A 13,599-nucleotide genomic window follows, 5' to 3' on the forward strand; every position below is an offset into this window, starting at 1 on the left:
AAACCTCAGAGGCATTCTGTGTACATAAAAGAAATCGAGTTCGTTAATTTCAAGTCCTTTGGAAAAAAAGTAAAGATTTCCTTTTTCAATGACTTCACCACTATTTCCGGTCCTAATGGGAGTGGGAAGTCAAACATCATAGATGGGATTCTCTTTGCGCTCGGGCTTTCGAGCTCCAGGACTCTCCGGGCTGAAAAACTTACGGATCTTATTTACAATGGAGACGAGGCAAAAAAGCCTGATTTTGCCCAGGTTACGATCCGTTTTGACAATACTGACCGCAAGATGCCGTTAGAGCTTGATGAGGTTGAGGTCTCAAGAAAGATCAAGCGGACAAAAAATGCGTACTACAGTTACTTTTACTTTAATGGAAAAGCCGTAAGCCTGGGGGAAATCCATTCCCAGCTTGCAAAGGCAGGAGTAACGCCTGAAGGTTATAATGTGGTAATGCAGGGAGATGTCACGCAGATCACCTCCATGACCTCTGTAGAAAGGCGGAAAATCATTGACGAAATTGCCGGGGTTTCAGAATTTGATGAGCGTAAGCAAAAGGCGCTCGGGGAACTGGAAATCGTCAGGCAGCAGGTCGAACGCGTGGACATCATCCTTGAAGAGGTGCGTACCCAGCTTGAAAAACTTGCAGGGGAACGAGACCAGGCACTGAAGTACCAGGCTCTGAAGACTGATAAAATTAAATTTGAAGGCTATGTCCTGCTCTCCAAACTCAAGGATGCCAGAACAGAACTGGAAAATGTGGACAAAGAACTTGCAGGCAAAGCAGAGCATCTTGAAAAAGTCCAGGTACTGCTGGACGAGAGGGTTAAGGAATTAGAAGCCCTTGAACAGGCCCTGGAAACAATTTCCCTTGAAATCCGGAAAAAAGGGGAAGACGAACAGCTGCAGGTCAAAAGGGAAATCGAAGAGACAAAAGGGGAAATTTCCCGCTGTGTGGACAGCATTGAGCTTTCGGAATCCGAACTTGAAGACGCTGACGCAAAGCGCAGAAAGGCGTTTGTTGATATCGACTCCACAAAGGGCAAGGTAGGGGAGCTCGAAGAGAAAATCGAAACTGAAAACGTGAGAAAAGAAAGCATCTCTTCTGAGCTGTCCGAGAGAAAAACCGAGCGTATGCTGCTTCAGAGCAGGATTGCGGATGTGGATGCAAAATTTGCAGCAACAAGGGACGAGCTCATGGCTGCCCGCAAGAAACTTGAGGACATTAAAAACAAAAAAAATGAGCTTATCCGAAATGAGGACCGGCTCCTTGATACCCTCAGGAGAAAATCGTCGGAATTGCGGGATATCGAAAACCAGATCAGGGATGCAGAAGCTGCATTCACTGCCTCTGATAGTGATACTCTTTCTGTCCAGTATGAGATTGAGAAGCTTACGGAAAACCTGGAGTCCCTGATAAAAGACCGTGACGATGTCGAGAGCAGCCATTTCAGGGTCAAGGAAGACATAAAGAAACTTGAGAGCAGGCTTCACGGGCTCCAGCAGGAATATGCAATTGCCGAGGCAAGGGTCCGGGCTTCAGAACAGGGAGGCGGATATTCAAGGGCTGTGGAAATGGTAATCGGAGCTTCCAGGCAGAATGAACTCTTTGGAATTCACGGGACCATTGCCCAGCTGGGAAAAGTTGACCGCAGGTATGCGGCTGCCCTTGAGGTTGCTGCAGGTAACAGGATGCAGGCAGTTGTTGTAGATAATGATGGGGATGCTGCAGAGGCAATCGAATTCCTGAAGCGGAGAAAGGGCGGAAGAGCTACCTTCCTTCCGCTTAATAAAATGAGGGATTCCAGGCGGCTTGAAAGCCTCAGTTATGAAAATGGAGTAATAGGGTACGCAATTGACCTCATCGAATTTGATCCCGACTTCGAACCTGCTTTCTGGTATGTTTTCCAGGATACCCTTATTATGGAAAACCTTGCCAGTGCCCGCCGTTTCATGGGAAAGGCAAGAATGGTCACCCTTGAAGGTGAACTCCTTGAAAAGAGTGGGGCAATGGTTGGAGGTTCTCTTTCTTCAAAATCGGGGATCTCTTTTGCGGCAGCGGAAAAAGACAAACTCCTTGAGCTTGCAGGTGAGATTAAATCCCTCGACGCAAGCCGGACTGCAGCGATCAGTAAACAGGACAACATTGAAAGCCACGTTTTTGAGCTGAGCAGGAAGATCCGCGACTGTGAGGCTACCATCTCCAGAAAAGAACTCGAGCTTCAGGAAATTGCCGGCAGGGGAACCAAACTTACAGAACTCCTTGAAGCTAAGCAGGCAGACCTGAGAGCAATTGAAGAGTCCAGGACAGAACTCAGGGCTGAAATGGACAGTGTAATTGCAGAAAAGGCTGAAAAAGAAGGCGCTTTGGCTGAACTTGAGGTACAGGTTGCCGAAATTGAGGCAAAACTTGCTGATTCTCCTCTCCCCGAGATCAACAAAAAAGCCGAGTTTGTAGACGAGGAAATCCGGAGACTTGACGGCAGGATCAGGGACACCGAAGCAAACCTGAATGCCCTGCAGCTCGAAAAAGAGTATGCTGAGCAGAAGATTGCCGAAGCTAAGGAGCTTATCCGGGAACTCGATGAAAAGAAAGCTTCAAGGCGTGAAAAAGTAGATTCTCTCAGGGCAAAAATTGCGGAACTTGAAGTGCAGCTTCTGGAAAAACAGAACCGGGAACTTGAACTTTCCGACGAGCTTATGGGGCTCCAGAAAGAAAGGGAAAATGTTCAGGCCGAATACAGTGCAGTAAAGCGCAGGGTCAGTATAGCCGCAACCACCCTTGAAAAGGCAAAACAGCAGGTACTTACTCTCACAGCTACGAGAAGTGCACTTTTTGACCAGGAAAAGCAGCTGCTTGAAGAGATACAGAGAAGGGGCATAGAAGAATCCTTAGAGGTCCCGAGTTACGAAACCGTTTACATAAGGATCCAGGCAATCGAAGAAGCCCTGCGCAGGCTTGAACCTGTAAACATGAGGGCAATCGATGAGTATAACGAGGTGGAACTAAGGCTTTCAGACCTGCAGGGCAAACGCGATACTCTCTTTTCCGAAAGAGAACAGCTCCTTGAACGCATTGACCATTACGAGCAGCTCAAGCGGGACACCTTTATGGAGGCTTATACAAGCATAAATACCAATTTCAAAGAGATTTTTTACGAGCTTTCCGATGGCATGGGAGAACTCCTGCTGGAAAACCTTGATGACCCCTTTGCCGGAGGAATGACCCTCAGGGCCCAGCCAAAAGAAAAGACTCTCCAGCGTATAGAAGCCATGTCCGGAGGAGAAAAGAGCCTTACCGCACTTGCCTTTATTTTTGCAATCCAGCAATACCGCCCCGCTCCTTTCTATGCCTTTGACGAGATCGACATGTTCCTTGACGGCTGGAACGTGGAGAGAGTCTCAAGGCACGTTAAAACTTCAGGCTCAAAAGTCCAGTTTATTGTTGTTTCCTTAAGAAAACCCATGATCCAGGCGGCAAGCCGGACTATCGGGGTTACAATGCAGGAGAATAACATCACGAGTATTACCGGAGTGAAGTTTAATGGCTGAACTTATAGATAATTCGGCACTTGATATTTCCGGACTTCCTTCCCCCGATGTTCGTGAATCGGGGGAAAAGAATTCTCTTTTTTCAGACCCCGAAGTTTTCGGGCTTCCGAACACTCTTTCATGCCTCGGCGTTGATTGGACTCTGCTCGACCTTTCAGAGTTTGATTCCTATGAGCCCCTGGGTATCCTGGTCGAACTTGCAAAGGACGGGAAGATCGATCCCTGGGATATCGATGTTGTGCAGCTAACTGACAGTTTTCTGCAAAGGATAGAAGAGCTCCAGAAAATGGACCTGAGGATTTCCTCAAGGACTCTCCTTTATTCAGCTGTCCTCCTCCGAATGAAATCTTCAGTAATTCTCGGAACGGAAGAAGAAGAAGATGATTTTGACTCTGGATTTTTCGATGATGAAGACCTCCCTGAGCCTGATGAGTTTCCTATCCCAAAGCTGCCTGTCCGCCGCCTTTCCACAAGGCCTGTCACACTGAATGAACTTATTCTGGAGCTTAAAAAAGCTGAAAGGACGCTCTCAAGGAAAAACGAAAAGAAAGCCCGTCTGGCTGCAGAAGAACCTGATATTTCTCCGGATCCCCTTACTACCGGAGACGTGCTCGGGATTGCCCACGACGAGGCGATCGGTTCGAGGCTGGTACTTATCTGGGCAAGGCTTGTTGAACTATTTATGAAGCAGCCTGTTGTGGAGTTTTCTGACCTCCTTAAACTGAGTGAAGACAGGATCATGGATTACCTTTCCCTCCTCTTTCTTGCTTCGAGCAGAAAGATCTGGCTTTTCCAGAGTGAACTTTTCGGGGAATTGTATATTTATCCAGGAGAAGAATCAGGGTTTTCTACGGAAGGCAACCCGCCTCTCTTCCTTCAGAGCAAACAGGGCTTAACAGGAGATGTTTCAGAGCCTGAATTTTCTATGGAAGACAATTTTGCAAACAGTAAACCTCCGGTTGAGTACACTGATGGAGAGCCTGATGAAGCCGGGTATCCCGAGGTTCTGTCCTTTGAGCCGGAACATATAGATGTAGACTCTCCTGAAGAAACACGTTAACTCAAATGAAAAATAACCTTATCCTCTTTTTTGGTCGTGAAACTTATGAGTGAGCTTGAAATTATCGAAGCGGCTCTTTTTGCTGCGGGCAGGGCAGTAAGCCTTGAAAAACTTATGAAAATTACCGGAAAGCCAAAAAAGAATGTCTTTTCGGCAGTGCAGGAGCTGATGGAGGCTTACTCTTTCCGGGGATCAGGCCTCGAAATTCTGGACCTTGGAGACCGTTACGTTATGCAGGTTAAGCCGGAGTACTCCGAACTTATGCGGGACGTTGCCCCAAAAGAACTATCCGCCCCCAAACTCCGGACCCTCTCTATGATTGCCTATCATCAGCCTCTGCTCCAGTCCGACCTTATCGATATGAGGGGCAGTGGGGCCTATGATCATATAAAAGACCTGATTGAGAGAGGATTTGTTGAGTCTGTGCCCAGCGGGAGAAGCAGGCAGCTTTCTACAACTTCTCTGTTTGCAGATTATTTCGGGCTCAAAAGAAATGACCCTAAAGCCATAAAGGAAAAAATCATTGAACTATTGAGGTCGCAGGGAGGGCAGAGTGAGATAAACCTCTGGGTTGGGAAAAAGATCATTGCTGTGACTCCAATGTATGAGTCCCTTATGGGTATGTGCGGGATTAAAGACTATTTTGTTGCCAATGCTTACCGCCCTTCAAAGGAGGAAATTTCCCGCCTGCTTGAGGCTGATGTGCTTGTGGTCTCTGCCGGCTACCTTGATACCGTGAAGCAGCATTGTGATGGGGAAATCCTTGAGGTTCGTTCAACAACCTTTGAAGACCTTATCGAGGCAGTCTCTCTAATCTCTGAAGAACTTTCCGATGAGGTAGACCCCGAAACAGTGGAAAACACTCTTCGGAAGATCAGGGAGACGCGGGAAAAATACGTATCTTCGGCTTTCCTAATTGAGAGGAAGGTAAAACCTGCAACTGAGATGGTCTCAAGGATCGTAAACGACCTCAACATACGGATTTCTACAGACGGTATCCTTGTTGCTCCGGATTACGGGACTTCACGCGAAGGAGTTAGCATAGGTAATGGGGCAAATATTCTGATACCTACTCACCGCACTGTAGAGGGCGACCTTCTCGAGAGGGTCTGCAAAAAATATGATTCCCTCCTTGAAGGCTTGAAAAACTTTGAAGAATGAGGCATCTCAAAGCCAATGCGGGTGCCACTTTCTCCTTTAATTTTTTTTAATTCACTGGCGCCCATAATTTAAGCTTTTCTGTTCCATTTATATTCTATATATATAGTATTTATATAGTATGCGAGGCATTTAACTATATCTTTATATACTGGTTAGAGGATATTACTTTTGCTTTATATACTGAGGGTTGACTAATGAGCGAATCTAGCATTAAAATTGAAAACGTGGTCGCATCCACCAAACTCGCTGAAGAGTTTGATCTAATTGTGATCGAATCCGAGTTCGAAGGCGCCGAGTACAACAAGCAGAAGTTTCCAGGGCTCGTCTACAGGGTTTCTGACCCCAAAGCCGCTTTCCTGGTCTTTACTTCCGGAAAGGTTGTCTGCACAGGAGCAAAAAATGTCAATGACGTGCACACAGTTATTGGCAATATGGCAAAAAAGCTGAACGGTATAGGGATCCCGACAATCGAAAACCCGCAGATTACTGTCCAGAATATAGTTGCCTCCGCAGACCTGCACACTATCCTTAACCTCAATGCAATTGCAATCGGGCTTGGGCTTGAGAATATCGAATACGAACCCGAGCAGTTTCCGGGTCTTGTGTACAGAATCGATGTACCCAAGGTAGTTGTCCTTATCTTCAGTTCCGGAAAACTGGTAGTTACAGGCGGGAAATCCCCTGAAGACTGTGAGAGGGGTGTAGAAGTAGTCCGTCAACAGCTCGACAACATGGGGCTTTTATAAGAATCCTCATATTTTTTAATCTATTATATCCATTATATCCATTAAATCTGTCTCCGGTGGAAAGGATATGGATAGAATAATTATATAAAAACGGATTCTGCGATACGCGTAGAGGCTCCGGCAAAGGATATGTGTGAAACGTGAATAATGCAGATGTTTGCATCCTCATTCCTACCCTTAACGAAGTTGCAACGATAGGGGAGCTCATTAAAGATTTCAAAAAAGAAGGGTTTTCCAACATTCTGGTAATCGATGGAAACAGCAGGGACGGGACAGCGCAGATTGCAGAGGCAGAAGGCGCAAGAGTTGTCTTGCAGACTAGAAAGGGCAAGGGACAGGCAGTGATCCAGGCTTTCGAAATTATCGAGAGCCCTTATGTGGTAATGGTCGATGGAGATGGGACATATCTTGCAAGAGAAGCTCCTACTCTCCTTGAGCCTGTTCTGGAAGGAAAAGTTGACCATGTTATAGGTAGCCGGCTGGAAAATTATTCCCCGGGGGCTTTTACAAAGCTTAACCTTGTGGGCAACCGCCTGATTAATATGTTTTTTAACCTTGCTTACGGAGTACATTTAACAGACATTCTCTCAGGCTACCGTGCGTTTACTCTCGAGAGTGTGAGGGACCTTGAACTTAACAAGGCCGGCTTTGAAATCGAAACCGAAATCTCTGTGGAATGCATCCTGAAAAAACAGAGGGTTGAAGAAGTCCCGATTACTTACCTCCCCCGAAGCGAAAAAGGTGCAACCAAGCTAAACCCTGTAAAAGATGGAATCAGAATCGGATCTACCATTTACAGGCTTGCAAAAGTGCATAACCCTATGTTTTACTTCGGGGTTATAGGCTTTTTCTTTATTATGGCAGGTCTGTTTACGGGAACCTTTGTGGTATTCCAGTGGCTTCAGGGAATCACCCGCATCCCTCTTTCGATTCTCACAACACTGTTTATTATATTCGGTCTTCAAATGTTCATTTTCGGGATGATCAGTGATCTTATAGTAACTCTCCACAGGCAAACAGTCAGCTTAATCCAGGAGAATAATAAGCAGAGAAAATAATAAGAAATCTCTGTGTTTTCTGATCGCTGCACATTTTTTAAGCATTCTACAGGTCTTTTCCTGTACTTATTTTTTCTCCGGATCTACTTTTTCATCTCATTTTTCATCCTCATTTTTCATCCTCATTTTTCAAGTTTCTTCTAATATAACTCTCCCCTCAACTCAACTTTACTTGTTATCTACTCAAAACAACTTTTAATAATTCTTTATAAAAAACTTATTTTAATCCGATGCTATCTATTTTCGGCATCTCTCTACATATAAGTAAAGTAAAGTTGATTAAGGTTAAAGTTAGTTTTTTAAATAGTGTTATATATAATTACTAGCCTTTTAGGATCTAACTCACAATCCCTTTACTTACTTATGAATCTTGCATGATGATCTTACAGATAAATGAAAGCTTGAGGTACTAAATATGACAATTGTGGAAGATGCACAAAAAGGAATTATCACTGAAGAGATGAAGATCGTTGCAAAGGACGAAGGACTTGACCCTGAATTTGTCCGCCGTGGCGTTGCAGCCGGAAGAATCGTTATTCCAACCTCTCCCTACAGACAGGTAAAGATTTGCGGTATTGGAGAAGGGCTCAGGACCAAGGTCAATGCCTCCATTGGTGTATCCTCAGACATTGTTGATCCAGAGATGGAAGTCCAAAAGGCAATCGCTGCAGAAAAAGCAGGCGCCGACACCCTCATGGAGCTCGGGACCGGTGGAGACTTCCTCGCAATCAGGAAAAAAGTCATTGACAGCATCTCCCTTTCAGTTGGTTCAGTGCCTCTTTACCAGGCTTTCATTGAAGCTGCAAGGAAGTACGGTTCAATCGTGCACATGACCGAAGACGAGCTCTTCAACGCAACCGAAGCCCAGGCAAAGCTCGGAACCAACTTCATGGCAATCCACACTGGTATCAACAACATTACCCTTGACAGGCTTAAAGCCCACGGCAGGTACGGCGGTCTCTGCTCCCGTGGCGGCGCCTTCATGAGCTCCTGGATGCTCCATAACGAAAAGGAAAACCCACTCTTCGCAAACTTCGACTACCTCGTTGAAATCCTCAAGGAACACGAAGTTGTCCTCTCCACCGGAAATGGAATGCGTGCAGGTGCAATCCACGACGCAACCGACCGCGCCCAGATCCAGGAATTGATTATCAACTCCGAGATGGCTGACAGGGCACACAAGCAGGGCCTGCAGGTCATTGTCGAAGGTCCTGGCCACGTCCCCCTCGACCAGATCGAAACCAACGTAAAGCTCATGAAGGAAATGAGCGGCCACAAGCCCTTCTACATGCTCGGTCCTCTCGTTACTGACATCGCCCCCGGCTATGACCACATCGTAACCGCAATCGGCGCATCCGTATCCGCATCATGCGGCTGTGACTTCCTCTGCTATGTGACTCCTGCAGAGCACCTTGCCCTCCCGAACCTCGAAGACGTCATAACCGGAGTCAAGACCTCCAGAATTGCAGCTCACGTCGGCGACATGATAAAGTACCCCGAAAGAGCAAGACAGTGGGACCTTGACATGGGCAGAGCAAGAAGAGAACTCGACTGGGAAAAGATGTACTCCCTTGCAATCGACCCCGAACACGCAAGAGCAGTCAGGACCAGCAGGGCACCCGAAGACACCGACGCATGCACAATGTGCGGCAACTACTGCGCCCTGAAGATCGTCAACCAGAGCTACAACCTCGCAAAATAAGCAAGTAGTCTCGCAAAAAAAGTAAGGCCTTTGGCCTTTACTTTCTTTTCTTTTGTTTTTGTTATTTTCAGTTTTTGTTGTTTTTCAGTTTTTGTTGTTTTTCAGTTTTTCTGTATTTTTCGTGAATTTTTGATTTATTCTTTTTCCGAAATTGACTCTGCAATTTTCAGTAATTCGTCTTTTTCCAGGGGGGTGGTAAGGCTCAGGTCAATATCCCTTATCTTCCAGCTCAGGATATTCATGTCCCCCAGGTCAAGGTACTTCCCTTCCATCCCGTTAATAGAAACTTCTTCTGCAGAATTCATGATTGGAGCTTCCGGGGCCTCGTTTTCGTGTACGGTTTCCGAAAGGAAAATATAATCTTCCTCCTCGTTTTCGTATCTCAGGGAAACCGTCTCGGAGGCCTGCCCTTCAGGGGCTATCCAGCTGTTGTTGGAGACCGTCGAATAGTTGAAGGCATATCCTTCGGGGAGGTACTCCGGAACCAGGATTTCAAATCCCGCAGATTCTCTGGCTTCTTCGAGGGTCATTTCTTCGGGAATTAATGAGTCAAAATTCACGGTCTTTACGGTTGCCCCTTCCGGCACCTCGAATACAAACTCGGAATCCGGGATCCCCTGATTGACTTCCAGGTCGCGGATCTCAAGTTCCATCATCAGGTTTCCGCTGCTGTCATATATTTCATACCTTAGAGGCATCCATGTCTCTTTGTCCACCCAGAGTTTCATCCCTTCTACAAACAGGAGTCCCTCTTTTTCCTCTTTCGGGTTTGCCTCCAGCAAGTATGCGGACCTTCCGTCGATTTCCTCCATACCAAGCAGAGAGACATCCGTTTTGTTCAGGAACTCGCCAATAATTCCTGCGGAATCTAACTCACCCAATACCGGGGTATCCGGCATTTCCATTTTTATGACCGTATTTGTTTTCGGGTCATAGGTCCACATAAATTCCCCGTCCGAAACCACAATTGTTCCTGCTTCTTCTTCAGGTTTGATTGCAACGGTTTTTGTCTTGTCTGGTTTCTTCTGCAGGGTCTGGATCTCACTTTCTCGTGTCTGATTTCCAATGTATGAGGTTATTTGCATCGTATACGAGTAATCCTGGATGCTGGCTTCTTTTTCCTGCATCTGTTCTGCGATTTCTTCCGCACTGTGTTCCTCGGTACAGCCCGATACAAAAAGGACCGGAACCAGCAGAACCAGTAATGTAAATGCTGTAAGTATTTTCCTGTCTGTCATTTTCTCCACCATTCTATTTCCCGGGTTTTTTGAATTCTTCCCATCCCATTGAAAGTTGAATCCTATTCTTCCTCCCTATTTTCCACCGTTGCCCCTTCTCTTCAGGGACAAAGACCTATGATGAAACCTGAGGCTATCTGCCTGTCCCCATCAGGGCCTGTCAGGTTTTCAGGAGGATAATATTTCCCGAACTCTCTGGTTTCTACCGTTGTCCCTTCCGGCACCTCAAATTCAAATTCGGAGTCCTGGATGCCCGTGTTGATTTTCAGGTCTCGTATTTCATATTTTACTGTCAGGTTTTCGCTGCTGTCATATGTCTCATACCGGAGAAGCGTCCCTGTCTCTTTATCTATCCAGAACTTTTCCCTATATCCTGGCTGGGCCCCCTCTTCTTCTCCATCTGCCTCTTTCTCTCCACCTTTTTCGTTATCTTCCTCTCTTTTTTCATCTCCTTTTTCTTCGGAGTTCTTTCCCAGCAGGTAGGCGGGCCTGTCGTCTATCTCTTCTGTCCCGAGAAGGGATACACCGCTGTCATTCAGGAGGCCTTCAATGAACCCGGTACCACTGTTTTCTCCAGACTCTTTCTCTGCAGATTCTTTTTCCTCGGATTCTTTTTCTTCGGGTCCGGAAGTTTCAGGCAGTTTTACTTTTATGGTGGTGTTTTTCCAGGGGTAATAGGTCCACATGTACTCTCCGTCCGAAACCTCTTCTTTTTCAGTTTCTTCTCCCGGTTTTTTCGTTAGAATTCTGTACATGTCCGGTTTCTTGCACATGACCTCATATTCCCTTTCCAGGGCTTCTCCCTCTAAAAATAAGTTCAGGTGTATTATACATGAGTAATCTTCGATATTGCCCTCGTTTTGCTGTATATGGGCTGCAATTTCTTCTATTGTAAGTCCATTCTCTTCTGTAAGTTCCTTTTCTACAGTGAGTTTCTCCCCGCAGCCCGAGGTAAATAGGGCAAGTGTCGTTGCGATAAGTACGACGATAAGTACGGGCAGTATTGTCTTTGTTTTCATTTTCTCCAACTTCCAGTTTTTTTTATTTACGTTTTCCTTTTGTTTTCTTGATCTTTTTTCTGTTTTCGGGCCAGTACTTCAAATTTTAAAGTTTGTTTATGATAAATCTTTCGAAAAAATATTATAAAATATATGTCTTAATTGTGAAATTTCTGCCTATTCATTGGAGAATTTTATAGGTCCGGCATTGAATAGGCATTTCTACCAGAAACAATAGAACTACCTGTAACCGGCAGGAGAAAACAGAAATGTATTATCATGTAGTTGGATCCCCAATAGGCCCAATACTTCTGGCAGGGGACGAGGAAGGCCTGAAATACTTAAACATCCAGACAGGCAAAAAGAACATCGAAGTTCCTGATGGCTGGGCGGAAAATGAGGATTTTTTCAGGGAAATTTCCGGGCAACTTGAAGCTTATTTTGCAGGGCAACTCAAGTCTTTTGACGTAAAGCTGGCTCCCGAAGGCACGGAGTTTCAGAAATCTGTCTGGAAGGCTCTATGTGAAATCCCTTATGGGGAAACCAGGACTTACGGAGAGGTCGCAAAAAGCATTGGAAACCAGAAGGCTTCCCGGGCCGTGGGGCTTGCAAACAACCGGAATCCGATCGCAATAATAGTGCCATGCCACAGGGTTATCGGGGCAAACGGGAAACTTACGGGTTATGCTAGTGGGCTGGATGTAAAAGAGTTTTTATTAAGGCTTGAAGGAAACAATTTGAAATAAGAAAACACAAAGATCATTCCTCATTTCTCTGTAAATCCTGTTTAGTTCTCTGTGAGTTCTGTCAACTTTTCTTTAATCTATATACCAATTTCAAAAACAGGAATGCAACTGTAAGATAAAATATTGTCACAAGAACAATCATTATTTCAGTCATGTGCTGACCGCTTTGGAACAATACTTATTCCCGGAGAAATCATGTGCTGACCGCTTTGGAACAATACTTATTCCTGCAGATTTAATTACCTCAGCTTTTTCTGGAAAGGCGGACTCGATGTTGAATTTCAGCTCAGTTATTTATATTGCCGTTAACGGAGTTGAAATGTTTTCCGAGAGATTCTGTGATACGTTTATCCATAGACGAAGGTCTCTATAAGGCATGCAGATGCCCTCTTCAAGTACATTCTTCTCGTCCTCATTGTAGAGCAAAAATCCAAGCGTCATCTCCGTTCCCTCAAAGGGTGGGGTTATGGTAACTGCTTTTTCCCAGGTCTCGTTGTCCCCGAGAGTTATATACTGCTGATCAGGGGGTAAAGGCAGAGGTGTATCTTCGAGCCTGACTTCCATTGTATAATTCACGGGTTTGTACTCATGGTTCACGACTCCTACTATTACTGTTCCGCTTTTTCCGAGAACGTAATCTGTTGGATAGTTCTCAGCAGTTCCTTCAGGTCCGAGGATATAGAATTCGGTATAAGGATCTAAAGATTCCGCGATTTTCAGCATCTCGGCTTTTTCGAGAGATCCGCTCAAGGTTATCTCAACTCCTCCAAGCTCCCACTGCAGTAGATTCAGATCTTCTGGTCCTTCAAGGTATTTTGCATCTCTTTCGTTGATGCTAATTTTTTCAGTCCCCTCCATGAACGTATTTTCTTCAAGCTTGTCTGGGTAGACTGTTATTTCAGCATCCCCAAACTCCCATTTGCTTTCGTAGACTGTTTCCTTTATCTGAAAGCTTTTGTTCCCCTTTTGATAATTAAGGATGACTATTTTGGCATCCTGATCTTCAGGAGTTATATTGCCATTATTGTATACTATCGAATAATTGAAAACATATCCATCGGGCAGGTATTCCGGGGTTATGATCTCAAAGCTGGCTTGTTGTCTGGCTTCTTCAAGGCTAAGTTTTTCGGGAACTTCAGAGTCTTCTTCTGAATCCGGGGGTTCTGCAATCGTTCTTTCCTCGCAGCCTGATGTAAAAAGAGTCAGGCTTATGAGAATCAGTATGAATAATATTTTTGTATGTTTCATTTTCGCCACGCTTTTTCTATTTCCCTCTATATTTTCCAATGTAGGACTGTATCTTCTCACATCTTAATATTATTTCTCAATTCGCCATAGTGTAAA

General features: G+C 45.3%; 10 protein-coding genes. 7 read left to right on the plus strand and 3 right to left on the minus strand.

The genetic code is table 11. The features are described from left to right. Positions 1–18 precede the first annotated feature (18 nt). The 6 genes from smc (at position 19) to thiC (ending at position 9,273) form a co-directional block, all read left to right on the plus strand. Positions 19–3,546: a chromosome segregation protein SMC gene (gene smc, locus EO98_RS14465; protein ID WP_048137907.1), complete on the plus strand. Its 3,528-nt coding sequence runs from the start codon at positions 19–21 to the stop codon at positions 3,544–3,546. Further along, positions 3,539–4,606 carry a ScpA family protein gene (locus EO98_RS14470; RefSeq protein WP_048137909.1) on the plus strand — a complete coding sequence of 356 codons (1,068 nt, stop codon included), beginning with the start codon at positions 3,539–3,541 and terminating at the stop codon, positions 4,604–4,606. The genes smc and EO98_RS14470 overlap by 8 nt, the downstream gene beginning before the upstream one ends. Before the next feature lie 45 nt (positions 4,607–4,651). After that, positions 4,652–5,767, plus strand: a complete 1,116-nt coding sequence (gene scpB / locus EO98_RS14475; RefSeq protein WP_048137911.1) for an SMC-Scp complex subunit ScpB — start codon at positions 4,652–4,654, stop codon at positions 5,765–5,767. 194 nt (positions 5,768–5,961) lie between these two features. Further along, on the plus strand, positions 5,962–6,513 hold the full coding sequence (locus EO98_RS14480) for a TATA-box-binding protein (protein WP_048131567.1): 552 nt from the start codon (positions 5,962–5,964) through the stop codon (positions 6,511–6,513). A gap of 140 nt (positions 6,514–6,653) precedes the next feature. Next, on the plus strand, positions 6,654–7,571 hold the full coding sequence (gene aglJ, locus EO98_RS14485) for an S-layer glycoprotein N-glycosyltransferase AglJ (protein WP_048137914.1): 918 nt from the start codon (positions 6,654–6,656) through the stop codon (positions 7,569–7,571). A gap of 415 nt (positions 7,572–7,986) precedes the next feature. Beyond that, entirely contained in the window at positions 7,987–9,273 is a 1,287-nt protein-coding gene (gene thiC / locus EO98_RS14490) for a phosphomethylpyrimidine synthase ThiC (RefSeq protein ID WP_048131560.1), read from the plus strand. Positions 9,274–9,407: 134 nt separating this feature from the next. Here thiC and EO98_RS14495 read toward each other — a convergent pair whose 3' ends face one another. Together EO98_RS14495 and EO98_RS14500 are read right to left on the minus strand one after the other, a co-directional pair. Then, positions 9,408–10,511 carry an outer membrane lipoprotein-sorting protein gene (locus tag EO98_RS14495; RefSeq protein ID WP_048138050.1) on the minus strand — a complete coding sequence of 368 codons (1,104 nt, stop codon included), beginning with the start codon at positions 10,509–10,511 and terminating at the stop codon, positions 9,408–9,410. A 101-nt stretch (positions 10,512–10,612) separates the two neighbouring features. After that, positions 10,613–11,530, minus strand: a complete 918-nt coding sequence (locus EO98_RS14500) for an outer membrane lipoprotein carrier protein LolA (protein WP_048137916.1) — start codon at positions 11,528–11,530, stop codon at positions 10,613–10,615. A 248-nt stretch (positions 11,531–11,778) separates the two neighbouring features. Here EO98_RS14500 and EO98_RS14505 point away from each other — a divergent pair, with 248 nt between their 5' ends. Beyond that, positions 11,779–12,255: a methylated-DNA--[protein]-cysteine S-methyltransferase gene (locus tag EO98_RS14505; protein ID WP_048137919.1), complete on the plus strand. Its 477-nt coding sequence runs from the start codon at positions 11,779–11,781 to the stop codon at positions 12,253–12,255. A gap of 294 nt (positions 12,256–12,549) precedes the next feature. Here the strand turns inward: EO98_RS14505 and EO98_RS19230 are convergent, their stop codons facing one another. Further along, the gene (locus EO98_RS19230; protein ID WP_082098633.1) at positions 12,550–13,503 is read right to left on the minus strand and encodes a DUF1616 domain-containing protein; all 954 of its coding nucleotides are present in this window, start codon (positions 13,501–13,503) and stop codon (positions 12,550–12,552) included. Positions 13,504–13,599 lie beyond the last annotated feature (96 nt).

It is taken from the genome of Methanosarcina sp. 2.H.T.1A.6, assembly GCF_000979455.1.
Classification (GTDB): domain Archaea; phylum Halobacteriota; class Methanosarcinia; order Methanosarcinales; family Methanosarcinaceae; genus Methanosarcina.